The sequence below is a fragment of the Stenotrophomonas sp. I18B00994 genome (genome assembly GCF_014145825.1).
Lineage (GTDB): Bacteria > Pseudomonadota > Gammaproteobacteria > Xanthomonadales > Xanthomonadaceae > Stenotrophomonas > Stenotrophomonas maltophilia.
Genome location: NZ_JACIUW010000002.1, coordinates 1 through 22,668 on the forward strand (window position 1 = coordinate 1; position 22,668 = coordinate 22,668).

At 66.6% G+C, this 22,668-nt stretch carries 25 protein-coding genes; 6 read left to right on the top strand and 19 right to left on the bottom strand.

What is annotated here, in order from left to right; translation table 11 throughout:
• Positions 1 to 551 precede the first annotated feature (551 nt).
• The 3 genes from H4O10_RS01870 to rlmE form a co-directional block, all read right to left on the bottom strand.
• Entirely contained in the window at positions 552 to 737 is a 186-nt protein-coding gene (locus H4O10_RS01870; protein WP_005409016.1) for a hypothetical protein, read from the bottom strand.
• 102 nt (positions 738 to 839) lie between these two features.
• Positions 840 to 2,774, bottom strand: a complete 1,935-nt coding sequence (gene ftsH, locus H4O10_RS01875; RefSeq protein WP_005409015.1) for an ATP-dependent zinc metalloprotease FtsH — start codon at positions 2,772 to 2,774, stop codon at positions 840 to 842.
• Between the two features lie 69 nt (positions 2,775 to 2,843).
• On the bottom strand, positions 2,844 to 3,476 hold the full coding sequence (gene rlmE, locus H4O10_RS01880) for a 23S rRNA (uridine(2552)-2'-O)-methyltransferase RlmE (protein WP_005409014.1): 633 nt from the start codon (positions 3,474 to 3,476) through the stop codon (positions 2,844 to 2,846).
• A gap of 65 nt (positions 3,477 to 3,541) precedes the next feature.
• On the opposite strand from rlmE, the gene yhbY reads away from it, so the two are divergent.
• Positions 3,542 to 3,847, top strand: coding sequence for a ribosome assembly RNA-binding protein YhbY (yhbY, locus tag H4O10_RS01885; RefSeq protein WP_004152868.1), 306 nt, complete (start codon positions 3,542 to 3,544; stop codon positions 3,845 to 3,847).
• 13 nt (positions 3,848 to 3,860) lie between these two features.
• Complete coding sequence (locus H4O10_RS01890) at positions 3,861 to 4,235, top strand: Mth938-like domain-containing protein (protein WP_005412930.1); 375 nt, start codon at positions 3,861 to 3,863, stop codon at positions 4,233 to 4,235.
• Between the two features lie 25 nt (positions 4,236 to 4,260).
• On the opposite strand, the gene H4O10_RS01895 is transcribed toward H4O10_RS01890, so the two are convergent.
• The 5 genes from H4O10_RS01895 to surE form a co-directional block, all read right to left on the bottom strand.
• Complete coding sequence (locus H4O10_RS01895) at positions 4,261 to 4,752, bottom strand: hypothetical protein (protein WP_044569804.1); 492 nt, start codon at positions 4,750 to 4,752, stop codon at positions 4,261 to 4,263.
• A gap of 332 nt (positions 4,753 to 5,084) precedes the next feature.
• Positions 5,085 to 5,876 carry a peptidoglycan DD-metalloendopeptidase family protein gene (locus tag H4O10_RS01900; protein ID WP_005409011.1) on the bottom strand — a complete coding sequence of 264 codons (792 nt, stop codon included), beginning with the start codon at positions 5,874 to 5,876 and terminating at the stop codon, positions 5,085 to 5,087.
• Positions 5,873 to 6,487 (bottom strand): YqaA family protein, encoded by a 615-nt coding sequence (locus H4O10_RS01905; RefSeq protein ID WP_049396345.1) that lies wholly within the window; start codon positions 6,485 to 6,487, stop codon positions 5,873 to 5,875. The genes H4O10_RS01900 and H4O10_RS01905 overlap by 4 nt, the downstream gene beginning before the upstream one ends.
• Positions 6,488 to 6,505: 18 nt before the next feature.
• Entirely contained in the window at positions 6,506 to 7,183 is a 678-nt protein-coding gene (locus H4O10_RS01910; RefSeq protein WP_005409009.1) for a protein-L-isoaspartate(D-aspartate) O-methyltransferase, read from the bottom strand.
• Entirely contained in the window at positions 7,180 to 7,959 is a 780-nt protein-coding gene (gene surE, locus H4O10_RS01915) for a 5'/3'-nucleotidase SurE (RefSeq protein ID WP_005409008.1), read from the bottom strand. Before surE ends, H4O10_RS01910 begins: the two co-directional genes overlap by 4 nt.
• Positions 7,960 to 8,168: 209 nt before the next feature.
• Between surE and H4O10_RS01920 the strand changes: the two genes are divergently transcribed.
• Positions 8,169 to 8,708, top strand: coding sequence for a Smr/MutS family protein (locus H4O10_RS01920; protein ID WP_043034331.1), 540 nt, complete (start codon positions 8,169 to 8,171; stop codon positions 8,706 to 8,708).
• A 123-nt stretch (positions 8,709 to 8,831) separates the two neighbouring features.
• Here H4O10_RS01920 and truD read toward each other — a convergent pair whose 3' ends face one another.
• The 10 genes from truD to H4O10_RS01970 all read right to left on the bottom strand — a co-directional run bounded on the left by truD (position 8,832) and on the right by H4O10_RS01970 (position 16,725).
• A complete protein-coding gene (truD, locus tag H4O10_RS01925) occupies positions 8,832 to 9,863 on the bottom strand; it encodes a tRNA pseudouridine(13) synthase TruD (protein WP_005409006.1) in 1,032 nt (343 codons plus the stop codon).
• Positions 9,860 to 10,357 carry a 2-C-methyl-D-erythritol 2,4-cyclodiphosphate synthase gene (ispF, locus tag H4O10_RS01930; protein WP_005409005.1) on the bottom strand — a complete coding sequence of 166 codons (498 nt, stop codon included), beginning with the start codon at positions 10,355 to 10,357 and terminating at the stop codon, positions 9,860 to 9,862. The genes truD and ispF overlap by 4 nt, the downstream gene beginning before the upstream one ends.
• A 34-nt stretch (positions 10,358 to 10,391) precedes the next feature.
• Positions 10,392 to 11,090, bottom strand: coding sequence for a 2-C-methyl-D-erythritol 4-phosphate cytidylyltransferase (ispD, locus tag H4O10_RS01935; protein WP_005409004.1), 699 nt, complete (start codon positions 11,088 to 11,090; stop codon positions 10,392 to 10,394).
• On the bottom strand, positions 11,087 to 11,440 hold the full coding sequence (ftsB, locus tag H4O10_RS01940) for a cell division protein FtsB (RefSeq protein WP_005412924.1): 354 nt from the start codon (positions 11,438 to 11,440) through the stop codon (positions 11,087 to 11,089). The genes ispD and ftsB overlap by 4 nt, the downstream gene beginning before the upstream one ends.
• A gap of 4 nt (positions 11,441 to 11,444) precedes the next feature.
• A complete protein-coding gene (gene eno / locus H4O10_RS01945) occupies positions 11,445 to 12,737 on the bottom strand; it encodes a phosphopyruvate hydratase (protein ID WP_005409002.1) in 1,293 nt (430 codons plus the stop codon).
• Positions 12,738 to 12,833: 96 nt separating this feature from the next.
• The gene (locus tag H4O10_RS01950; RefSeq protein ID WP_049396348.1) at positions 12,834 to 13,163 is read right to left on the bottom strand and encodes a hypothetical protein; all 330 of its coding nucleotides are present in this window, start codon (positions 13,161 to 13,163) and stop codon (positions 12,834 to 12,836) included.
• Positions 13,163 to 13,510 (bottom strand): hypothetical protein, encoded by a 348-nt coding sequence (locus H4O10_RS01955; protein WP_049396350.1) that lies wholly within the window; start codon positions 13,508 to 13,510, stop codon positions 13,163 to 13,165. Before H4O10_RS01955 ends, H4O10_RS01950 begins: the two co-directional genes overlap by 1 nt.
• Entirely contained in the window at positions 13,507 to 14,337 is an 831-nt protein-coding gene (gene kdsA, locus H4O10_RS01960; RefSeq protein WP_005408999.1) for a 3-deoxy-8-phosphooctulonate synthase, read from the bottom strand. The genes H4O10_RS01955 and kdsA overlap by 4 nt, the downstream gene beginning before the upstream one ends.
• 89 nt (positions 14,338 to 14,426) lie before the next feature.
• Complete coding sequence (locus tag H4O10_RS01965) at positions 14,427 to 16,091, bottom strand: CTP synthase (RefSeq protein WP_005408998.1); 1,665 nt, start codon at positions 16,089 to 16,091, stop codon at positions 14,427 to 14,429.
• A 400-nt stretch (positions 16,092 to 16,491) separates the two neighbouring features.
• Positions 16,492 to 16,725 (bottom strand): hypothetical protein, encoded by a 234-nt coding sequence (locus tag H4O10_RS01970; RefSeq protein WP_005408997.1) that lies wholly within the window; start codon positions 16,723 to 16,725, stop codon positions 16,492 to 16,494.
• A 172-nt stretch (positions 16,726 to 16,897) separates the two neighbouring features.
• On the opposite strand from H4O10_RS01970, the gene parE reads away from it, so the two are divergent.
• From parE to H4O10_RS01985, 3 genes are all read left to right on the top strand, one after another.
• Positions 16,898 to 18,787 carry a DNA topoisomerase IV subunit B gene (gene parE / locus H4O10_RS01975; protein WP_005408996.1) on the top strand — a complete coding sequence of 630 codons (1,890 nt, stop codon included), beginning with the start codon at positions 16,898 to 16,900 and terminating at the stop codon, positions 18,785 to 18,787.
• Positions 18,788 to 18,978: 191 nt separating this feature from the next.
• Positions 18,979 to 19,557, top strand: a complete 579-nt coding sequence (locus tag H4O10_RS01980; protein ID WP_012479721.1) for a GNAT family protein — start codon at positions 18,979 to 18,981, stop codon at positions 19,555 to 19,557.
• Positions 19,558 to 19,667: 110 nt separating this feature from the next.
• The gene (locus tag H4O10_RS01985; RefSeq protein WP_005408994.1) at positions 19,668 to 21,164 is read left to right on the top strand and encodes a S10 family peptidase; all 1,497 of its coding nucleotides are present in this window, start codon (positions 19,668 to 19,670) and stop codon (positions 21,162 to 21,164) included.
• Positions 21,165 to 21,536: 372 nt separating this feature from the next.
• On the opposite strand, the gene H4O10_RS01990 is transcribed toward H4O10_RS01985, so the two are convergent.
• Positions 21,537 to 22,658 (bottom strand): inorganic phosphate transporter, encoded by a 1,122-nt coding sequence (locus H4O10_RS01990; RefSeq protein ID WP_049396354.1) that lies wholly within the window; start codon positions 22,656 to 22,658, stop codon positions 21,537 to 21,539.
• Between the last annotated feature and the right edge of the window lie 10 nt (positions 22,659 to 22,668).

Below are 22,668 nucleotides of genomic sequence, written 5' to 3' on the forward strand. Positions count from 1 at the left end.
TCGGGCGGATCAAGGGAGATTCCGGCGTGGGCGCCAAGCTACATGGCGATCGTCGAGATCCAGGCTCGTACGGCGGCCCACGCCGGCTCTCGACACCTACGCTGACAGATTTTCATCAGATAAGGCTCGGTCGCCGCATCCATGCGGCTCACGCCCCCGCAACCGGACCCACCCCGCCTTCGACAGATCTCCGCGATCTGCAGTAGATCCACGCCATGCGTGGATGAATCTCCATCGGAATCGAATATTTCGAATTGGAATCGAAATGCATCCACGCATGGCGTGGATCTACCGTGTCGACCAAGGTCGACAGGCACCAACAGCTGCCGGAATCTGTCAGAGGTGGGGCGGTGTCGGAGGGCGGGGTGTCAGCCGCATGGATGCGGCTGCCAAGCTTACAGGGACGTACTTGCAGCGCCCCCGCACTCCGACACCGCCCCGCCATCCTACGGAAAGCCCGCTGTTGCTGTTGCTGTTGCTGTTGCTGTTGAGGTTGCCGGCCAGCGGCCGGCACTACCACGGGTGCAGGGCGAAGCCCTGCCGACACCCCCTCAACGGCGGCGGCGCTTGCGGTCCACGTACAGGGTCTTGGCGATGCTCAGCACGATGCCGACCCCGATACCCACCACGCAGCCCAGCAGCAGGTTGTCGGCCCCCAGGCCCACGCCCACGCCGACCACGGTGGCGATCACCATTTCGGCAGTGTGGGAAATCGGTTCGGGTTTCGGGGCGGACATGCGGGCTCCAGCGTCAGATCGGTTCTTCGGGATGGGCCAGTGGCCCGGAAACGACGAAGCCGGGTTGCCCCGGCCTCGTCTGGTGTCACCTGCAGCGGGCCGTCAGTGCGATTCGGCCGGGCCTGCGATCGGCGGCAGCGGACGGGCGTCGCCGCCCTTGTCGTTGCCGCCATCCTTGTTCGACTTGCTCCAGCCCGCCGGCGGCGGCGGATCGCGGCCTTCCATGATCGCGTCGATCTGCGGCGCGTCGATGGTCTCGTACTGCAGCAGCAGCTGCGACATCGCGTGCAGCTTGTCGATGTTCTCGGTCAGCAGCTGGGTCGTGCGGGCGTAGGCCTTGTCGAGGATGTTGCGCACTTCCTCGTCGATCCGGCGCGCCGTGTCGTTGGACACGCTCTTGTGCTGGGTGACCGAACGGCCCAGGAACACCTCGTCGTCCTCTTCGCCATAGGCGATCGGGCCGAGCTGCTCGGACAGGCCCCACTTGGTGACCATGTTGCGGGCCATCTTGGTGGCACGCTCGATGTCGTTGGAGGCGCCGGTGGTGACCTTGTCCTCGCCGAAGATCAGCTCTTCAGCGACGCGGCCGCCGTACAGCGAGCACAGCTGCGACTGGATCGCCACGCGGTTCATCGAGTACTTGTCGCCTTCCGGCAGGTACATGGTCACACCCAGCGCGCGGCCGCGCGGAATGATGGTGACCTTGTAGACCGGGTCGTGCTCGGGCACCAGGCGGCCGACGATGGCGTGGCCGGCCTCGTGGTACGCGGTCAGGGTCTTCTCGTCCTCGCTCATGGCCATCGAGCGGCGCTCGGCACCCATCAGGATCTTGTCGCGTGCACGGTCGAAGTGGTCCATGCGGACTTCCTTCTCGTTGCCGCGCGCGGCGAACAGGGCCGCCTCGTTGCAGAGGTTGGCCAGGTCCGCACCGGAGAAGCCCGGGGTACCACGCGCGATCACCATCGGCTCGACGTCGTCAGCCAGCGGCAGCTTGCGCATGTGGACCTTGAGGATGTGCTCGCGGCCCTTCACGTCCGGCAGGCCGACCACGACCTGGCGGTCGAAACGGCCCGGGCGCAGCAGCGCCGGGTCCAGCACGTCCGGACGGTTGGTCGCGGCGATCACGATCACGCCTTCGCCACCCTCGAAACCGTCCATCTCGACCAGCAGCTGGTTCAGGGTCTGCTCGCGCTCGTCGTGACCGCCGCCCAGGCCGGCGCCACGGTGGCGGCCGACGGCGTCGATTTCGTCGATGAAGATGATGCACGGCGCGTGCTTCTTGGCCTGCTCGAACATGTCACGCACGCGGCTGGCGCCGACGCCGACGAACATTTCCACGAAGTCCGAACCGGAGATCGAGAAGAACGGCACCTTGGCTTCGCCGGCGATGGCCTTGGCCAGAAGCGTCTTGCCGGTACCCGGCGGGCCCACCATCAGCACGCCGCGCGGAATCTTGCCGCCCAGCTTGGTGAACTTGGACGGGTCGCGCAGGAAGTCGACCAGTTCGCCCACTTCTTCCTTGGCCTCGTCGCAGCCGGCGACGTCGGCGAAGGTGACCTTGATCTGGTCTTCGCCCTGCAGCTTGGCGCGCGACTTGCCGAAGGACATCGCGCCCTTGGCACCGCCGCCACCGCCCTGCATCTGGCGCATGATGAACAACCAGAAGCCGATGATCAGGATGACCGGCAGGAAATTCATCAGGATCGCGCCGAGGGAAATGCCGCTGGACGGCTCCTCCTGCACGATCTCCACGTTCTTGGTACGCAGCACGTTGATCAGGTCACGATCGAACGGCGCGGTGATGGTGGACGACTGCCCACCGCGGGTGGTGTAGGTCAGCTGGCTGGTGCCGCCACGCATGTCGCCGCCAAAGGCGACCTTCTGCACGTTGCCGCTGTCCACCTGGTCCAGGAACTGCGAGTAGGACGCGCCCTGCGCGCCGGCCCCGGAGGACTTCGGCGAGAAGCTCTGGAAGACCACCATCAGCACGACGGCGACGACCACCCATAGCAGGAGGTTCTTGGTCAAGTCGTTCATCCTCATTGGCTCCGGTGTTCCTCTCAGTGCTGGCGTTGCGTTGGGGTCGAACTTGCGTACGTTGCGAGCTTACTTCATGTGGGCGCGTTTTCCCTGACCCAAGGCATACACCTCGGGAGAGCGCTTGCGCGACGCTTCCGGCTTGCGGATGGAGACCTTGTCGTACCGGCGGCGCATGTCGCGCACGTAGTCGTCAAAGCCCTCACCCTGGAACAGCTTGATCAGGAACGCCCCACCGGTCTTCAGGTGGTTGTCGGCAAAATCCAGGGCCAGCTCCGCCAGGTGCATCATCCGCGGCTGGTCGACCGCGCCTACACCACTCTTATTGGGGGCCATGTCCGACAGCACAAGGTCTACCGGCTGATCCCCGAGCATGGCTTCAAACTGCGATAGGACGGCTTCTTCCCTGAAGTCACCATGAAGGAACTCCACGCCGGCCAGCGGCGGCATGTCCAGGATGTCCAGCGCCAGCACGCGACCGGTGTCGCCGATCTGTCTCCGCACCTGCTGAGACCAGCCGCCCGGGGCGGCACCGAGGTCGACCACCACCATGTGCGGCTTCAGCAACCGGTCACGTTCCAGCAGCTCTTCGAGCTTGTAGGCGGCGCGCGAGCGCATGCCTTCGGCCTGGGCCTTCTTCACGAAGGGGTCGGAGAAGTGTTCCTTGAGCCAGCGCTGGCTGCTTTTGCTGCGGGTAGCCATTGAAAATAGGGGCTGATGGGGTCCTCATGATACCCTGATCGCCCCATTCAACCGTGTTTTCCTGCATGTCCATCGCCCTGACCGCCTCCCAGACCCGTTTCCTGCGCGGCCAAGCCCACGACCTGAAGGCCCTGCTGCAGACCGGCGGCAAGGGTGTGACCCCGGCCTTCATCGCTGAGCTGAACGAAGTGCTGGAGCGCCACGAGCTGGTCAAGGTGAAGGTCGCTGCTGAAGACCGCGACGCCCGTGACGTGATGATCGGCGAGATCGTCGAAGCCACCGAAAGCGCGCTGGTGCAGCGCATCGGCCACGTCGCCGTGCTGTACCGCCCGAGCAAGGAACAGCGCCAGATCGTGCTGCCGCGCGGCTGATCGCCCTACTGCCATGCAGCTGAACCACGAACCGCCGGATTACGCCTATAGCCTCCGTGCCGCCGATGGCCGCTCGGCCAAGGTGAATGACCAGGCACTGGGCAGCAGTTTCTTCCTGACCCCGGACCAGCTGGTCACGCAATGGCCGGTGGTGAGCGCCACTGCGCTGCAGCTGGCTGACCTGGAGCCGATCCTGGCGCTGAACCCTGCGCTGATCGTGCTCGGCACAGGTGACCGTCAGGTGTTCCCGCCGGCGGTGGTGATGGCCGCCTGCCTGTCACGCGGCATCGGCCTGGAAGTGATGAACAATCCAGCCGCCGCGCGCACCTTCAACATCCTGGCCGGCGAAGGCCGCAAGGTCGCCGCCGCCTTCATTCTGGAAGGCTGAGGTCGAATCGCCGGGTGGCTCCCGGCTAGCTGCCCGAAGGTGTGCAGCGGAATGCCGAGAACGCCTTGAGCCGGCCAATCAGGTTGCCGCCCTGCCCCCAGCGGATATCCATGACCTTCCAGTCCCGGTCCTGCCGCTGCAGCAGGACCCGGTCGGTCCAGCGATAGTCGCCCACGGCCATGTCGACATGGATCCAGGTGGCGTCACCGCTCGATCCGGGCATTCCCACGGATATCGTTTCCGGTCGATCCGGCGCCAGCAGATACGGGCTCTGGTCCAGCATGTGCGGCTTTTCATCAGGCGCCGCCAGTGCGGTGCAGGCCTGTTCATATGCACGCTGCCCAGCGATGGCTGAGCGGAGGGCCTCACCCAGCAGCGGGGAAATGGCCGTTTCGTTCGACGTCGGTGCCTGGATGGCGTCGTAGAGGCGGGTGACCACGTCACGTGGATCGCTGCTGGCGGCGGCCGCCAATGGCGCGACGATGAGCAGCACGAAAAGGGCTGTTGGGCGAGACATGCGGCACCGGATTGGGGGGCCGTTGAAGCATGCCGCTTCCCTGGCTCGCCGGGAAGCTTGAGATGCGCCACTCATGGTCGCAAATGGCCACCCACGGCGGCCAGCGTACAGCGAGTCGAGCATGGCTCGACGCTACAGGTCGGGAACGCCGAGCATTGCCCGGCGCCACCCGACCCCACGACCTCAACGCGCCGGCAGGTATTGCTGCGGGTCCACCGGCTTGCCGTTGTAGCGGGTGAGCTGACGGCGTTTGCGGCCCATGGGCCGCGCCGTTGGCGAACGCCCGGCGCGCTGCGCCGGGCCGGGGATCCGCCCAGATGGCGAATCGACGATCAGCGTGCCGGGAGGTACTGCTGCGGGTCCACCGGCTTACCGTTGTAACGGATCTCGAAGTGGACCATGTCGCGGTTCGCACCGGTGCGGCCCATCTCGGCGATCTGCTCACCGGCCTTCACGCTCTGCCCTTCATTCACCAGGCGCTTGCGGTTGTGGCCATAGGCCGACAGCCACTGGTCGCTGTGCTTGATGATGATCAGCTCGCCGTAGCCAACCAGGCCGGCGCCGGAGTACACCACCACACCGTTGGCGGTGGCCTTGACCGGCTGGCCGCTGGTACCGGCGATGTCCACGCCCTGCTTGGTCGCGTCACCGGCCACGTAGCGGCCGACGATCGCGCCATCGGCCGGCCAGCGCCAGGCGATGTTGCTCTTCACCGGACCCACCGGCGCCGGGGCCGGGGCCGATGTGGTGCTGCCGCCGCTGCTGCCACCCGAGCGCGGCGGGGTGACCACCGTGGTCGGCGCGCGGCCGCCGCTGGCACCGGCCGGATACAGTCGGATCACCTGCCCCGGATGGATGGTCGAGGGGTTGTCCAGGCTGTTCCAGGCAATCAGGTCGGCCGGGGTGATGTCATGGATGCGGGCCAGCGCATAGATGGTATCGCCCTTGCGCACCACCACGGTCTGCCCGGGCTTGGGCACCGAGGTCTTCGGCGTGGTCACACCGCCACCGGTGCTGCCACCACCAGGACGAACCACGGTTGCGGTGCCGCAGGCGGCCAGGGTGGAAACCAGCAACGCCAGCGCGCCGATGCGCACTCCCTTGCTCAGACGATCAGGATTCATGCGAACTTCGACCTCCATACAAGCCAGGCGATCAGCACCACCACCAACGCGGTGGCGATCCAGCCCAGCGGTTCAATCCAGCGACGCAGTGCCGCTTCAGCACGCGCACCACCGATACGGATGACCGCGGCCAGCACGAACACGCGCTTGCCGCGACCGATCAGCATGCTCAACAGGTACTGCGGCATCGGCACGCCGACGATACCCGATGCCCACGTGAAGACCTTCATCGGGATGGGCATGAAGCCGCCCAGCACCAGGAAGGTGAACACCGCCCACGGCGACTCGGCCATCTTGGCCTGCACGGTGGTGATGCCCTGCTCGATGGCCGGCAGCATGCCCAGTGATTCGAACAACGGCTTGATCGCTTCGAAGGCGTAATGACCCAATGCATAGCCAATCAGCGCGCCGACCATCGAGCCGGCCAGACTGAGGGTGGCGAACCACCAGCCGCGTTTCGGCTGGGCCACGCACATCGGCGCCAGCATCACTTCCGGCATCACCGGAAAGATGATCGCCTCGAAGAAGCTCAACACCGTCAGGTAGGTCGGCGCGCGTTCGTGCGCCGCCCACTTCATCGCCCGCTCGTACAGCGGCCCGAAAATCTTCATGCAACCCTGCTCCGTGGATTAGTCGAGCATGCCGGACAGCAGCGGCACGAAGGTGACCGGCGCAAGCACGCGTTGTTCGATGCTGCCGTCAGCCCTGCGGTCCAGCTGCACCAGCGACTGCCCACCCGGCCCGCCGACCGGCGCCACCAGGCGGCCGCCCTCGGCCAGCTGCCCGACCAGTTCATCGACCAGTGCAGGCGCCGCGGCGGTGACGACGATGGCATCGAACGGGCCGTGCTCGGCCCAGCCCGCGCGGCCATCATCATGCTTGGTGCGGATATTCATGCCCAGCGCACGGAAGCGCTTGCGCGCCTGTCGCAGCAGGTCGCCGATGCGTTCGACGGTGTAGATCTCCAGGCCCAGCGCGCCGAGCACGGCGGCCTGGTAGCCGGAGCCGGTACCGACTTCCAGCACTTTCTTCGGCGAGACCTGCAGCACGGCTTCGGTCATGCGCGCCACCACCCACGGCTGCGAGATGGTCTGGCCGTGGCCGATTGGCAGGGCGGTGTCTTCGTAGGCGCGTGACGCAAGCGCTTCGTCGATGAACAGATGACGTGGCACCACCCGGATCGCATTCAAGGTCGACTCGTCGACGATGCCAGCCTCGCGCAGGCGATCGACCAGGCGGTCGCGCACACGCTGCGAGGTCATGCCGATGCCGACGGCTTCCGGTTGCAGGCGCAGGCGTGGACTCATGCCGGCTGGTCCAGCGCGGCGCTGAGGCCGCCGACCCAGCTGGCCACTTTCTCCAGTGCCTGGTAGCGGGTCAGGTCGACCTGGATCGGGGTGATCGAGATATGCCCGGTGCGCACCGCGTGGAAGTCGGTGCCGGGGCCGGAGTCCTGCTCACGACCGGCCGGGCCGATCCAGTACACCTCGTTGCCGCGTGGGTCCTTCTGCGCGATGCAGCCTTCTGCACGATGGCGGTTGCCCAGGCGGGTGACCTCGAAGCCCTTGACCTCGTTCCACGGCAGGTCCGGCACGTTGACGTTGAGGATGGTGTCAGCCGGCAACGGATCGGCCTTGAGCCGGGCGACGATCTCCACCGCAGCGCGCGCGGCGGTCTCGAAGTGTTTCGGATCGTGGTTGCGGGTAACCAGCGAGACCGCCACCGCCGGCAGGCCGAGGAAGCGACCTTCCATCGCCGCCGAGACGGTGCCGGAATAGATCACGTCATCGCCGAGATTGGCGGCGTTGTTGATGCCGGACACGACAATGTCGGGTTCGAACTCGAGCAGCCCGGTCAGCGCCAGGTGCACGCAGTCGGTCGGGGTACCGGCCACCGAGACGGTGTAATGGTCGATGCGCTTGAGGCGGATCGGCAGGTCCAGGGTCAGCGAATTGCTGGCGCCGGAGCGATCGCGGTCGGGCGCGACCACCGTGACTTCGTGACCGGCCTCACGCAGCACCGAAGCAAGCATCCGGATGCCTGCGGCGTCGACGCCATCGTCGTTACTGACCAGGATTCGCATCTTCGATTTAACCGCTTGATTTTCCAAGAATTCGATTCCATCACCGTGCAGTGTGGGCGGGACCGTCGTACTCCCCTGCGGAAGCCGTCGACCCTGCAAGGGCATCGTCTATTGTGCCGCATGCGAGCCGCCGGTCCTACCCTGCCGGCGGTCACGGCCGACATCGAACCGTCATAGGCAGACCTGCGCCAGCGGTTTACCCTGTGCGCATGTCGCACCCTAAAGACGAAGATCCGGCCGCGTTGTTCCGCGCGGCCATCGGCGAAGTGACGCCGCTGCGCAAGGATGCCGAGCCGGCACCGGCTGCGCCCCGGCCGAAGCCGCGCGCGCGCATGGCCGAACGTGACGAGGCCGAAGCCGCCGGCGAGTTCGCCCGGCTGCTGCGCGACAGCACGCCACTGGAAGCCGGCGACGTGGCCAGCTATCGCCGCGACAACCTGCCACCTCGCCTGTTCCAGCGCCTCAAGCGTGGCCAGTATTCGGTGCAGGACGAACTGGACCTGCATGGCGCCACCGCCGCGCAGGCCGAGACGCTGCTGCGCCAGTTCCTGCTGGAAGCGCATGCACACGAGTATGGCTGCGTGCGCATCATCCACGGCAAGGGATTGCAGTCCGACGGCGGTGCACCGGTACTGAAGAACCTGGTCGACCGCCTGCTGCGGCTGCGCAACGACGTACTGGCATTCCATTCGGCGCCGACCGGGCAAGGCGGCACCGGCGCGGTGCTGGTGCTGCTGGCGCGGCGCTGAAAAAAGGGGACGCCATGAGTCCAGGTAGAGTCGACTGTCAGTCGACTGCTCTTCCAGCGGCAAGCGAATACCCCGCGCTGCGCGCGCAAGTCGACTGACAGTCGACTCTACCGCGCGCCCTGCTCAGGCCTGCGAGGCGTCTTCGACCGGGCCGAGCTCGTGCAGCACGGCGGTGGCGTAGCAGCCCGGCGGCAGCGCGAACGATAGCTCCAGCACGTCATCGCCCAGCCACTGGTGCTGCAACAACGCGGGGCGCAGGCGCAGCGCGCGGCGCTCCTGCTTCAGGCGCGCGTCTTCCAGGCCGGCCCGCAGTGCCTTCGATTCCTCGTCGTCGAGCGCGGCCAGCTCCAGCTCGCGTGCCGCTTCGGTGCTGCGCAGCTCGCCTTCGCCCCACAGCGGTGCGCTGGGATGGATGTCGAACCGCGCGAGGCGCTCGGCCAGCACGTCGGTGTACGGCTCCGGGCCGAACACGCTGCGGCTGCCGTCCAGCATCCACACCTCGCCGTCCAGTGGCTGATCCCAGTTGCCCTGCTCCACGCGCGCAGCCAGCACGCGGTTGAACAGCGCCGATCGGGCGGCAGACAGCAGCAGTGAACGCTGGTCCTTGCGCATGCGGCGGCCACCGAACATCGCCAGTGCCGCCGGCACGTTGCCGCCGTCGCGGCCAAAGCGCTGCTCGCCAAACCAGTTCGGCAGGCCGCGCCCGGCAATCTGCTGCAGGCGTTCGCTGATCGCTGCGGCATCGCCCTGCACCTCGCGCAGGACCAGCTTGAAGCGGTTGCCGGCCAGTGCGCCACGCTGCAGCTTGCGGTTGTGCCAGGTCGCTTCGAGCACTTCGATCTCGTCACTGGCCAGCTCGGCCAAGTCCGGCGCAATGCGCTTGGGCAGGTGCACGCTGAAACGCTGGGTGGTGACCGCGTGGCGGTCTTTCATGCCGGCGTAACTCACCGCCATTTCCGGCAGGCCCGCCCACTTGGCCAGCACCTTGGCCACATGCACGGTGTTGGCACCGCGCTTTCGGATGTGCAGCAACAGGTGCTCGCCTTCGCCGGTGGCCTCGAAGGCCGGCAGCTCGTCAACCTGGAAATCGTCTGGCGTGGTGCGGATGCGCGCCGTCAACAACGGCGCACCAAATGCCAACGGCAGCGGAATCATGCCGCCACCAGCAACACGACCGCCTGTGCGGCAATGCCTTCACCACGGCCGGTGAAGCCCAGCTTTTCCGAGGTGGTGGCCTTGACGCTGACCGCATCCAGCGGCAACTGCAGCAGGCCGCCGATGCGCTCACGCATCGCCAGCGCATGCGGGCCAACCTTCGGCCGCTCGCAGATCACGGTGATGTCGGTGTTGCCGACGCGCCAGCCGCGCTCGCGCAGCAGGCTGTCGCAATGACGCACGAAGTCGCTGCTGTCGGCGCCCTTCCAGCGGTCGTCACTGGGTGGGAAATGCTGGCCGATGTCGCCCAGCGCAAGCGCACCGAGCATCGCATCGCACAAGGCGTGCAGGATCACGTCGCCATCGCTGTGCGCAAGCACGCCACAGCTGTGTGGAACGTTCACGCCGCCAAGCATGATGTGATCGCCTTCGCCGAAGGCATGGACGTCGTAGCCCTGGCCGATGCGGACGGGCGGGAACGGTGCGGTGCTCATGGATGCAACCCTTGCAGCAGGGCCACGCGGGCGGTCAGCCGGCGCGGCGGGAAAGTACGAATTCGAACCGGTCCAGATCGGCCGGGGTGGTGACCTTGAAGTTGTCCTCGCTGCCTTCCACCAGCAGCGGGCGCTGGCCCTGGCGCTCCATGGCCATCGCCTCGTCGGTGACTTCAACACCGGCGGCAGCGGCGTCGGACAGCGCGCGGCTGAGCTGATGGCGGCGGAACAGCTGCGGGGTCAGTGCACGCCAGAGGCGCTCACGCGGCTCGGTGCCATCGATGCCACCGTCGTCGCCTGCACGCTTGAGCGTGTCACGTACCGGTGCGGCCAGGATCGCCCCCACCGGGTCGGTACGACCGACTTCAAGCAGGCGGCCGAGATCGGCCGGCGACAGGTTCGGCCGCGCGGCATCGTGGACCAGTACGAACTCATCAGCGCGCACCGTCTCCGGCAGCGCCTGCAGGCCAGCCAGCACCGAAGCGGCACGGGTCGCGCCACCGATGCAGGTCAGCACCGGCTTGCCCGCCCACTCGTTCCAGCCGGGCCAGTCGGCGTCGTCCTGGCCGATCACCACCATCGCCCCGGCCACGGCCGGGTGCGCCAGCAGGGCGTCCAGGGTATGGGCAAGCAGGATCTGTCCCCCTGCCTGCAGGTATTGCTTGGGCAACGGCGCGCCGAAGCGGGTGCCACGGCCCGCAGCCGGAACCACGACCCAGATGGCCGCACTCATGGCACGTCCGCCGGGTGGTCGCCAACCTGCGCACTGACACCTGCCGCAGGCTGCGCCGGGTGGACCGGCGCATCCTCGACCACACGATAGAACTTCTCGCCGGGCTTGATCATGCCCAGCTCGCTGCGTGCGCGCTCCTCGATGGCGGACTGGCCTTCCTTGAGGTCCTTCACTTCGGCAGCAAGCGCGTCGTTGCGCTGCTGCAGACCCTCATTGTCCCGCTCCTGGTTGGCGACCTGGGCTTCGAGCATCATCACTTCGCCCGAATTGCCCGGACCGAACCAGAAGCGGTACTGCAGCCAGCCCAGCAGCAGGGCCAGCACCAGCAGCATCCAGCGCCAGTCGCGCATCGGCTCAGCGCTTCAGCGAAACGAACGCGTCACGACCGGCGTAACGCGCGCCGGCGCCGAGGGCTTCCTCGATGCGCAGCAGCTGGTTGTACTTGGCCACGCGATCGCTGCGGCACAGCGAACCGGTCTTGATCTGGGTGGCGGTGGTGGCCACTGCGATGTCGGCGATGGTGGTGTCTTCGGTTTCGCCCGAACGGTGCGAGACCACCGCGGCATAACCGGCGCGGTCGGCCATGGCGATCGCTTCCAGGGTTTCGCTCAGGGTGCCGATCTGGTTGACCTTGATCAGGATCGCGTTGGCGGTGCCCGAGTCGATGCCTTCCTGGAAGATCTTCGGGTTGGTCACGAACAGGTCGTCACCGACCAGCTGCACCTTCTTGCCGATGCGGTCGGTCAGCAGCTTCCAGCCGGCCCAGTCGTTCTCGGCCAGGCCGTCTTCGATCGTGATGATCGGGTACTGCGCGGCCCAGTCGGCGAGGAAGTCGACGAACTGCTCGGAGGTCAGGCGCTTGTTCTCGCCCACCAGGTTGTACTTGCCGTTCTCGAAGAACTCGCTGGAGGCGACGTCCAGGCCCAGCAGCACGTCTTCACCGGCGGTGTAGCCGGCCTTGCCGATCGCTTCAAGGATGGTGTCCAGCGCTTCGACGTTGCTGCGGAAGTCCGGCGCGAAGCCGCCTTCGTCGCCGACCGCCGTGCTCAGGCCGTGGCCCTTCAGCACCGACTTCAGCGAATGGAAGATTTCGGTACCGGCACGCAGCGCTTCGGAGAACGAGGTGAAGCCGACCGGCAGCACCATGAATTCCTGGAAGTCGACGTTGTTGTCGGCGTGCGCGCCGCCGTTGATGATGTTCATCATCGGCACCGGCAGCGACGGGGTCACGCCGGTCCTGGCGGCCAGGTACTGCCACAGCGCCTGCTTGTTCGATGCGGCGGCGGCGTGCGCAGCGGCCATCGAAACACCCAGCAGCGCGTTGGCACCCAGGCGGCCCTTGTTCTCGGTGCCGTCAAGGTCGATCAGGCGACGGTCGAGGCCGGCCTGGTCGGTGGCCTCAAAGCCCTTCAGCGCGGCGGCAATCGTGGTGTTGACGTTGTCGACGGCCTTGCGCACGCCCTTGCCCAGGTAACGGGTCTTGTCGCCGTCACGCAGCTCGACCGCTTCCTTGGTGCCGGTCGAGGCGCCGGAGGGAACCGCGGCACGACCGAACGAACCGTCCTCCAGGATGACTTCGGCTTCCAGCGTGGGGTTGCCACGACTGTCGAGGATTTCACGGGCGTGGATGCTGCGGATCGTGCTCATGGTCGGACCGGTTACCTGTCTGGAGAGGGGGCGACAAAACGAATGCCGCGTGATTATCCCCGGCTGCCCGCCACTTGCCAAATGGCGTGGGCGGCTTCAGCCCCAGCTGGACCCGATCACGATCAGGACCATCGACACCAGCATCACCAGCAATGCACCAGCAAGCGCCGCCAGGATGGGGCCACGCCGCCGTCGCCAGGCCAGCACCATCGCCACCGGGCTGCCCAGGAAGGACAGCACCATCGTGACCAGTGCGCCCAGCAACCACCACTGCGTGGCCTGCACGCCGTTGTTCCCGTCCCCCGGCGGCCGGAAACCGGCGGTGAAGGCCAGTACGCCCACCACCAGGGCGATCCAGGTCAACACGGACAGCCCCAGGGCGATCAGGCCCCAGGGCCAGCCTCGCGCCGATGTGGTCGTATTCATCAAAGTGCTCCGTAGAACAGGGCGCCGAGCCACAGCGAGAGCAGGATGATCGCCAGGCCGGCGGCCACCTTGCCGCGATTCAGCCTCCAGGCCTGCACAGCAGCAGCGACGCATGCCACTGCACCGAGCAGCTCTGCCACCAGCAGCGCAATGAAGTACGCCCGCAGATCGAGTGCGCTGCTGCCATCACCCGGCGGCCGCACGGACGCGGCACCGATCAGCACCAGCCCGAACATGCCTACAGTGAACAGCACGGCCAGGCCCAGTGCAATCAGGCCCCATGGCCACTGTTTCCAGTGCCGGCGGCGGCGCTGGGTTTCCAGCGCCAGCCACGGGTCACGACTCACGCGAAGCGCGAGAAGCCGTGCTTCTTGGTCACTGCGTCGAGTTCCATCAAGGTCTCAAGCAGTGCTTCCATCTGGTCCAGCGGCCACGCATTGGGGCCATCGGACAGCGCCTTGGACGGATCCGGATGGGTCTCGGCGAACAGGCCGGAGATGCCCACCGCCACGGCGGCACGCGCCAGCACCGGCACGTGCTCGCGCTGGCCACCGGAACTGGTGCCCTGCCCGCCCGGCAGCTGCACCGAATGGGTGGCGTCGAACACCACCGGGCAACCGGTGTCGCGCATCACCGCCAGCGAGCGCATGTCGCTGACCAGGTTGTTGTAGCCGAAGCTGGCACCACGTTCGCAGACCATGATCTGCTCGTTGCCGGTGGCCTTGGCCTTCTCCACGACCGGCTTCATGTCCCACGGCGCCAGGAACTGGCCCTTCTTGATGTTGACCGGCTTGCCGGCCGAGCACACCTTGCGGATGAAGTCGGTCTGGCGGACCAGGAACGCCGGGGTCTGCAGCACGTCCACCACCGAGGCCACTTCGTCCATCGGGGTGTATTCGTGGACGTCGGTAAGCACCGGCACGCCGATCTGCTTCCTGACCTCGGCCAGGACCTTCAGGCCCTCTTCCATGCCCGGGCCACGGAACGCGGTGCCCGAAGTACGGTTGGCCTTGTCGAAGCTGGACTTGAAGATGAAGTTGACGCCGAGCTTGTCGGTGACTTCCTTCAACTTGCCGGCGGTATCGAGCTGCAGCTGCATCGACTCGATCACGCAGGGGCCGGCGATCAGGAACAGGGGCTGGTCCAGCCCGACCTCGAATCCACACAGTTTCATGGCGTTTCCTTGTTGTCCGCAGCACCGGCCGGGCCGGTGCGCTGGGGGTTGAAGCATGCAGGATGGGGGCCGAAGCCCCCATTCACAAGTCAGGCGCGCGCTTCGGAAAGCAGCTTGCCGCCGGCCTTGCGCTCGCGTGCGGCGCGGATGAAACCGATGAACAGCGGATGGCCGTCACGCGGCGTGGACAGGAATTCCGGGTGCGCCTGGCAGGCCAGGAACCACGGGTGCGCGTCGCGCGGCAGTTCGACCACTTCCACCAGGGTGTCGTCCATCGACTTGCCGGCGATCACCAGGCCGGCATCTTCCAGCTGGGTGCGGTAACGGTTGTTGAACTCGTAACGGTGGCGGTGACGCTCGGCGACGACGTCCTTGCCATACAGCTCGCGGGCCAGCGTGCCCGGCTTCAGGCGCTGTTCCTGCAGGCCCAGGCGCATGGTGCCGCCGAGGTCGCTCTTGTCGTCGCGCTTTTCCACGTCACCGGTCGCGGTGCGCCATTCGGTGATCAGGCCGATCACCGGGTTCGGCGACTGGCGGTCGTTCTCGGTGCTGTTGGCACCTTCCAGGCCGACCACGTTGCGCGCGTAGTCGACCACGGCCGCCTGCATGCCGTAGCAGATGCCGAAGTACGGCACCTGCTGCTCGCGGGCGAACTTCGAGGTCAGCACCTTGCCTTCGAAACCACGGTCACCGAAACCACCCGGCACCAGGATGCCGTCGACATCGGCCAGTGCGGCCATGTCGGTGCCTTCCAGGTCCTGTGCTTCCAGCCACTTCAGGTTGACCTTGGTGCGCTGGCGCAGGCCACCGTGCTTGAGGGCTTCGCCGACCGACTTGTAGGCATCCTGGTGATCGACGTACTTGCCAACCACGGCGATGGTCACTTCGTCCAGCGGATGCAGGGTCGCGTCGACCGCGTCTTCCCACATCGACAGGTCGACCGGGCCGGCCTTGTCGGCCAGCTTCAGCTGGTTGACCACGATCTCGTCCAGGCCCTGCGCGTGCAGGCCCGACGGAATGCGGTACAGCACGTCCACGTCCGGCACGCTGATCACCGCGCGCTCGGAGACGTTGGTGAACTGGGCGATCTTGCGGCGCTCCGAATCCGGCACCGCCTGCTCGGAGCGGCACAGCAGCACGTCCGGCTGGATGCCGATCGAGCGCAGCTCCTTCACCGAATGCTGGGTCGGCTTGGTCTTCAGCTCGCCGGCGGCGCCGATGTACGGCACCAGGGTAAGGTGCATGAACAGTGCCTTCTCCGGGCCACGCTCGGTGCGCACCTGGCGGATCGCTTCCAGGAACGGCAGCGACTCGATGTCGCCGACAGTACCGCCGATCTCGACCAGCGCCACGTCGTAGCCTTCGGTGGCTTCATCGATGCAGCGGCGGATCTCGTCGGTGATGTGCGGGATGACCTGCACGGTCGCGCCCAGATAGTCGCCACGGCGCTCCTTGCGGATCACGTTCTCGTAGATGCGGCCGGTGGTGACCGAGTTCTTGCGGCTCAGGCGGGTGCGCACGAAGCGCTCGTAGTGGCCCAGGTCGAGGTCGGTCTCGGCGCCGTCGTCGGTGACGTAGACCTCACCGTGCTGGAACGGGCTCATGGTGCCCGGGTCGACGTTGATGTACGGGTCGAGCTTCATCATCGTGACCTTCAGGCCACGGGCTTCGAGAATGGCGGCCAGTGACGCAGCGGCAATGCCTTTGCCGAGCGAGGACACCACGCCGCCGGTTACGAAAATCAAGGGAGTCATGGCTGCAAGCATCCTGTCTGGAAATGGAAAACGGCAGCACCACGCGCACCCGGAGGGCAGGCATGGAGCTTGAAGGGGGTTTTCCGGTTCGCTGGGGCAGCGAGGGAGGTGCTGGGCCGTGCGGCGGCAGGCGCCGGACGGGGACCACCCTGCGAGGTCGGGGCGGCCGTGCCGGTCAAATCGACCGTCACCTGCGACCCGCATTGCTGGCGACCACGCATGGCCGTGCCAGCCCATTCGCAAAGGGTGGACACGCACTTACTCCCGGAAAGCCATAGTTTACAGATTGATGGCCGCCAACCCAAGGGGCAGTTGCGGCCATCACCCAAAAGAAACGCCCCGCTGGGCGGGGCGTCGGGGGGCGAATCCCTTGCGGCAAGGGCTTCGGAGGGCGGAAGAATTACTTCTTCTTCCGCGCCTCTTCTTCCTCTTCCTGCTGCGGGGCCGGCTGGCCCTGCGCCTTCATTTCGGCATTGGCCTGGGCGCGGCGCTTGGCCTTGGCATCGGCTTCGGCCTGCGCCTTGTCGGCCTGGCCACCCTGCTGCGGGGCCGGCTGGCCGGCGTTCTGCGCCACCACCAGCGGCACTGCAACGGCGGCAGCGGCCAGGATCGCAATGGTCAGCAACTTCTTCATGAGGTCCTCCTCGCGGTATGGCTTGGATGTTTCGACCCAACGGGGGTCGCCGGCATTCAGATTCCAGCGGCTGCCATTTTACCCCCTCTGCGTCGCCGAGACTGAACCGCAGGCGTGCAAAATCCCGTGCCAGACCCCACACTTGCCCGTCGCTCCAAGCTTTCGAAGACAGATGAACGCCCGCTATAACGCCGCCGATATTGAAGTCCTGTCCGGCCTTGACCCGGTCAAGCGCCGTCCCGGCATGTATACCGACACCGCGCGCCCGAACCACCTGGCGCAGGAAGTGATCGACAACTCGGTGGACGAGGCCCTCGCCGGCCACGCCCGCTCGATCGAGATCACCCTGTACAAGGACGGCAGCGTGGAGGTCAGCGATGACGGCCGCGGCATGCCGGTGGACATCCACCCGGAAGAGAAGATCCCGGGTGTCGAGCTGATCCTCACCCGCCTGCATGCGGGCGGCAAGTTCAGCAACAACAACTACACCTTCTCCGGCGGTCTGCATGGCGTCGGCGTCAGCGTGGTCAATGCGCTGTCGACCCTGGTGGAAGTGCACATCAAGCGCGAAGGTGCCGAGCACCGCATCACCTTCCGCAACGGCGACCGCGCCACGCCGCTGGAAGTGGTCGGCAGCGTCGGCAAGAAGAACACCGGCACCCGTGTGCGCTTCTGGCCTGACCCGAAGTACTTCGACACGCCCAAGTTCGCGGTGCGCGCGCTGAAGCACCTGCTGCGTGCCAAGGCCGTGCTGTGCCCGGGGCTGACGGTCAAGCTGACCGATGAGGCCACCGGTGAAGTCGACACCTGGTACTACGAGGACGGCCTGCGCGATTACCTGAAGCTGGAACTGGGCGAACGCGAATCGCTGCCGGCCGACCTGTTCGTCGGCAACCTGAAGAAGGACACCGAGGTGGTGGACTGGGCCGTGGCCTGGCTGCCGGAAGGCGAGCTGGTGCAGGAAAGCTACGTCAACCTGATTCCCACCGCCCAGCACGGCACCCACGTCAACGGCCTGCGTACCGGCCTGACCGAGGCGCTGCGCGAGTTCTGCGACTTCCGCAACCTGCTGCCGCGCGGCGTCAAGCTGGCCCCGGAAGACGTATGGGACCGCGTGTCGTTCGTGCTGTCGCTGAAGATGACCGACCCGCAGTTCAGCGGCCAGACCAAGGAACGCCTGTCCTCGCGCCAAGCCGCCGGCTTCGTTGAAGGCGCCGCCCACGATGCCTTCAGCCTGCTGTTGAACCAGAACGTCGAGCTGGGCGAGAAAATCGCGCAGATCGCCATCGAGCGCGCCAGCGCACGCCTGAAGACCGAGAAGCTGGTCGTCCGCAAGAAGGTCACCCAGGGCCCGGCCCTGCCCGGCAAGCTGGCCGACTGCATCAGCCAGGACCTGTCGCGTACCGAGCTGTTCCTGGTGGAAGGCGACTCGGCAGGGGGCAGCGCCAAGCAGGCCCGCGACAAGGACTTCCAGGCCATCATGCCGTTGCGCGGCAAGATCCTGAACACCTGGGAAGTCTCGTCCAACAGCGTGCTGGCCTCGGAGGAAGTACACAACCTGGCCATCGCCATCGGCTGCGACCCCGGCAAGGACGACATCAGCGGCCTGCGTTACGGCAAGGTCATCATCCTGGCCGACGCGGACTCCGACGGCCTGCACATCGCAACCCTGCTGACCGCACTGTTCCTGAAGCACTTCCCGGCGCTGGTCGATGCCGGCCACGTGTTCGTGGCGATGCCGCCGCTGTTCCGCATCGACGTGGGCAAGCAGGTGTTCTACGCCCTGGACGAGGAAGAAAAGCGCTCGATGCTGGACAAGATCGAACGCGAGAAGATCAAGGGCGCGATCAACGTCACCCGCTTCAAGGGCCTGGGCGAGATGAATCCGCCGCAGCTGCGCGAATCGACCATCCACCCGGATACGCGCCGCCTGGTGCAGCTGACCGTGGACGATCGCGAACAGACGAGCTCGCTGATGGACATGCTGCTGGCCAAGAAGCGCGCCTCCGACCGCAAGGGCTGGCTGGAGAGCAAGGGCGACCTGGCCTCGCTGGAAGTCTGATCCCGGCACGGGGTCGGATCCCTTTGTGGCAAAGGGCTCTGACCCGGTTGCCCGGTAGTGCCGGCCGCTGGCCGGCAACCTCGACTGCCGGCCAGCGGCCGCCATTACCGGCTCATGCGCCCTTGGCATTACGCCGCCATCGGCAAACCCGGCGGCGGCATAATGCGCGTCCACCCGTGTGGACCATCGTATTGGCCAGCCACTCGCTGCTGTTTCCCGCCCTGCCGCTGCACAGCGCGCGGTTGGTGCTGAGCCCGATCCGCCGTGACGACGCGGCCGCGCTGTTCGCGCTGCAATCCAATCCGGACGTGATGCGCTGGTGGAACCATCCGGCCTGGACACGACCGGCCGAAGCCCGCGAACAGATCGACGACGACCTTGCCGCGCACGCGATCGGCACCCAGTTGAAGCTGGCCTTGCGCGAATCACCCAACGGCCCACTGCTGGGCGTCTGCGTCGCATTCGCCATTGATCGTGAGGCCATGCGGGCCGAGATCGGCTATCTGCTGGCGCCCGACCGCCAGGGCCAGGGCTACATGCATGAGGCCCTGCAGCAGATGCTGGGCTATCTGTTCCACACCCTGCACCTGCACCGCATCGAAGCCGAGATCGATCCACGCAACGTACCCTCGGCACATGTGCTTGACCGCCTCGGCTTCCACCGCGAGGGGGTGCTGCGCCAGCGCTGGCGCATCCAGGGCGAGCTTTCGGACTCGGCCGTCTATGGCCTGCTGGCCAACGACGAAGCGGCAGCCACCCTGCCCGTTTGATCCAATCTGGCCGCAAGCCGCTGCAGAACGTGGCCATGCCTTTGGACACATACGGCATGGCACTCCACCGGCCTAGCATCGGACCCCCCTTCCGCTGCCGATCCGGTGCCATGAAGTCCCTGCTGCACACTGCCGCGCTCTGCGTCGGCCTGCTCATCGCCCCCACCAGCGTGCTGGCCGCGCCCGCCGCTGACACCAAGCCCGATTCGAAAGACGACAGGACCGACGCGCCTGCGCTGCCTGCCGATGCGTCGGCGCGCCAGAGCATGCGCCTGGCCGGCCGCACCCTGGACTACACCGCCACCGTCGGCACCCTGCCGGTGCGCGATGAGAAGGGCAAGGTCATCGCCGATGTGGTGTTCACTGCGTACACGATGCCGGGCAAGGACCGGCCGGTGACGTTCGCGCTCAATGGCGGCCCCGGTGCCTCGTCGGTGTACCTCAACATGGGCGCGATCGGGCCCAAGGTGGTCACCTTCGGTTCGGAAGGCGACAGCGCCTCGGCGCCCGCGACCCTGCATGACAACCCGGGCACCTGGCTGGATTTCACCGACCTGGTATTCATCGATCCGGTCGGCACCGGTTTCAGCCGCGCGCGCATCGGCGATGACGAGGCGAAGAAGCAGCTGTACAACCCCGGCGCCGACATCGAGTACCTGTCGCGCTCGATCTACGACTGGCTGCTGCGCAACCAGCGCATGGCGTCACGCAAGTACCTGACCGGCGAAAGCTACGGCGGCTATCGCGGCCCGCGCATCACCCATTTCCTGCAGACCCGGCTGGGCGTGGCGATGAACGGCCTGGTACTGGTCTCGCCGTACCTGAGCCCGACGCTGGAAGACAACGCCGACGTCTCGCCGATGGCATGGATGCAGACGCTGCCGTCGATCGCCGCGGCGCACCTGGAGCGCCAGGGCAGGCTCACCGACGCGGCAATGCGCGAGGTGGTGGAGTACACCCGTGGCGATTACGCCACCGCGTTGATGAAGGGCCGCAGCGATCCGCAGGCGACCGAGGCGATGCTGCGCCGGGTGACCGAGCTGACCGGGCTTGACCCGCAGTTCGTGCGCCGTGCCGGTGGCCGTCTTGAAACCCAGGCCTACCTGCGCGAAGTATTCCGCGACAAGGGCACGCTGGGCAGCCGCTACGACTCCAATGTGACCGCGTTCGATCCATTCCCGAATGACCCGGAGCAGCGCGCCAATGATCCGCTGCTGGACAGCATCATTGCGCCGACCACCACGGCGATGGTCGACTTCGTGACGCGCGTGGTCGGCTGGAAGGTGGATGCGCGCTACCAGGCGCTGAACTACGACGTGAATCGTCTGTGGGACCGCAACGGCGAGCTGCGCCAGGGTGCGGTGACCCAGCTGCGCCAGGCGGTGGCGATCGATCCGCATCTGCAGGTGCTGATCGTGCATGGCTGGAACGACCTGTCGTGCCCGTTCATGGGCTCGATCCTGACGGTGGACCAGATGCCGGCGATGGGCAGCAACCCGGACCGGGTGCAGGTGCGGAGCTATCCGGGCGGGCACATGTTCTACAGCCGGGCGGACAGCCAGGCGGCGTTCCGGAAGGATGTGCAGGCGCTGTTCCAGCGCAATTGAGGGGTTCGGCCGGGCCTGCGGCCCGGCACCCGCCGGATCAACGGCAACGGCAACGGCAACGGCAAAAGCAGGGTTTCCGTGGGCTGGCGAGGTGGGGTGGGGTTGCTGGACACGCCGTAAACCCGTCCCTGGGGGCTCGATGGCGCCATCCATGGCGCCAACGGTCCTGCAACCCCACCCCACCCCGCCGCTGACAGGTTCCTGCTGCTGTTGGTGGGTGCCGACCGTTGGTCGGCACGGGATCGGATCCCTGTTTCTGCTCTGGTAGGTGTCGACCTTGGTCGACCCGATGTGTCCGGAAGAATTCTCTGCCCATGAAAAAAGCCCGCCGGATATCGGCGGGCTTTTTCGTTTGCAACCCTGGCGTGGCGATCAGGTCCAGCCGAACAGCTCGAACAGCTTCAGGATCAGGTACGCACAGCCGCCGGCTGCCGGGATGGTCAGGATCCAGGCCCAGACGATGCGTTCGATCACGCCGAACTTCAGCGAGCGCGGGTTCTTGGCGAAGCCGACGCCCATGATCGCGGTGGAGATGCTGTGCGTGGTCGAGACCGGCATGCCGAAGTGGGCGGCCAGGGTCAGGATGGTGGCCGAGCTGGTCTCCGCGGCGAAGCCGTGGATCGGGTGCAGCTTGACCATCTTGTGGCCCAGGGTCTTGATGATCTTCCAGCCGCCCGAAGCGGTACCGGCGGCCATCACAACCGCACAGGTCAGCACGATCCACATCGCGATGCCGTCACCGGCGTGGGCGTCCGGGTGCATGAAGGCCAGCCAGGACGGCAGGTCATCCAGTGCGCCGGTGGCCTCGGCACCGATCAGGGTCATGGCGATGATGCCCATGGTCTTCTGCGCATCGTTGTGGCCGTGGGCGAAGCCCATGTAGGCCGCCGAGGCGATCTGGGCCTTGCCGAAGAAGACATTGACGATGCGCGGGCGGGCCAGGCGACCGATGGCGCCACCGATCCTGGCCAGGCCGGCGATCAGGCCCCACAGCAGCACCATCACCACGATGCCGAGCAGGAAACCGGCGATCGGCGAGGTGATCATCGGCACGAACACCTTCCACAGCAGGCCCTTGTTCTGCGCCCAGCTGCCCAGGCGCTCGGACCAGATCAGGGCGTCCCAGTTGTTGTGGGCCGCCGCCAGGCCGGCGCCGCAGAGGCCACCGATCAGCGCATGCGAGGACGAGGACGGCAGGCCCTTCCACCAGGTGATCAGGTTCCAGATGATGCCGCCCAGCAGCGCGCACAGGATCACCTGCGGGGTGACCTCGACCACGTTGGTGTTGAGCAGGCCCGAAGCGATGGTCAGCGCCACCGCGGTGCCGGTCAGCGCACCGATGAGGTTCATGAAGGCGGCCAGCATCACCGCCCAGCCGGGCGAGAGCACCTTGGTCGCGACCACGGTGGCAATGGAATTGGCGGTGTCGTGGAAGCCGTTGATGAACTCGAAGACGAGTGCGGCCAGGATCACCACCAGGACAAGGGTCAACATGCGGCGGCGT

Coding starts and splice junctions, on each gene's coding strand:
- H4O10_RS01895 (WP_044569804.1), bottom strand. CDS start 4,752: ATGTCTCGCCCAACAGCCCTTTTCGTGCTGCTCATCGTCGCGCCATTG.
- H4O10_RS01950 (WP_049396348.1), bottom strand. CDS start 13,163: ATGAATACGACCACATCGGCGCGAGGCTGGCCCTGGGGCCTGATCGCC.
- H4O10_RS01870 (WP_005409016.1), bottom strand. CDS start 737: ATGTCCGCCCCGAAACCCGAACCGATTTCCCACACTGCCGAAATGGTG.
- parE (WP_005408996.1), top strand. CDS start 16,898: ATGAACGCCCGCTATAACGCCGCCGATATTGAAGTCCTGTCCGGCCTT.
- H4O10_RS01900 (WP_005409011.1), bottom strand. CDS start 5,876: ATGAATCCTGATCGTCTGAGCAAGGGAGTGCGCATCGGCGCGCTGGCG.
- H4O10_RS01890 (WP_005412930.1), top strand. CDS start 3,861: ATGCAGCTGAACCACGAACCGCCGGATTACGCCTATAGCCTCCGTGCC.
- kdsA (WP_005408999.1), bottom strand. CDS start 14,337: ATGAAACTGTGTGGATTCGAGGTCGGGCTGGACCAGCCCCTGTTCCTG.
- ftsB (WP_005412924.1), bottom strand. CDS start 11,440: ATGCGCGACTGGCGCTGGATGCTGCTGGTGCTGGCCCTGCTGCTGGGC.
- H4O10_RS01985 (WP_005408994.1), top strand. CDS start 19,668: ATGAAGTCCCTGCTGCACACTGCCGCGCTCTGCGTCGGCCTGCTCATC.
- H4O10_RS01910 (WP_005409009.1), bottom strand. CDS start 7,183: ATGAGTCCACGCCTGCGCCTGCAACCGGAAGCCGTCGGCATCGGCATG.
- H4O10_RS01965 (WP_005408998.1), bottom strand. CDS start 16,091: ATGACTCCCTTGATTTTCGTAACCGGCGGCGTGGTGTCCTCGCTCGGC.
- yhbY (WP_004152868.1), top strand. CDS start 3,542: ATGTCCATCGCCCTGACCGCCTCCCAGACCCGTTTCCTGCGCGGCCAA.
- surE (WP_005409008.1), bottom strand. CDS start 7,959: ATGCGAATCCTGGTCAGTAACGACGATGGCGTCGACGCCGCAGGCATC.
- truD (WP_005409006.1), bottom strand. CDS start 9,863: ATGATTCCGCTGCCGTTGGCATTTGGTGCGCCGTTGTTGACGGCGCGC.
- ftsH (WP_005409015.1), bottom strand. CDS start 2,774: ATGAACGACTTGACCAAGAACCTCCTGCTATGGGTGGTCGTCGCCGTC.
- ispF (WP_005409005.1), bottom strand. CDS start 10,357: ATGAGCACCGCACCGTTCCCGCCCGTCCGCATCGGCCAGGGCTACGAC.
- rlmE (WP_005409014.1), bottom strand. CDS start 3,476: ATGGCTACCCGCAGCAAAAGCAGCCAGCGCTGGCTCAAGGAACACTTC.
- eno (WP_005409002.1), bottom strand. CDS start 12,737: ATGAGCACGATCCGCAGCATCCACGCCCGTGAAATCCTCGACAGTCGT.
- H4O10_RS01920 (WP_043034331.1), top strand. CDS start 8,169: ATGTCGCACCCTAAAGACGAAGATCCGGCCGCGTTGTTCCGCGCGGCC.
- ispD (WP_005409004.1), bottom strand. CDS start 11,090: ATGAGTGCGGCCATCTGGGTCGTGGTTCCGGCTGCGGGCCGTGGCACC.
- H4O10_RS01905 (WP_049396345.1), bottom strand. CDS start 6,487: ATGAAGATTTTCGGGCCGCTGTACGAGCGGGCGATGAAGTGGGCGGCG.
- H4O10_RS01970 (WP_005408997.1), bottom strand. CDS start 16,725: ATGAAGAAGTTGCTGACCATTGCGATCCTGGCCGCTGCCGCCGTTGCA.
- H4O10_RS01990 (WP_049396354.1), bottom strand. CDS start 22,658: ATGTTGACCCTTGTCCTGGTGGTGATCCTGGCCGCACTCGTCTTCGAG.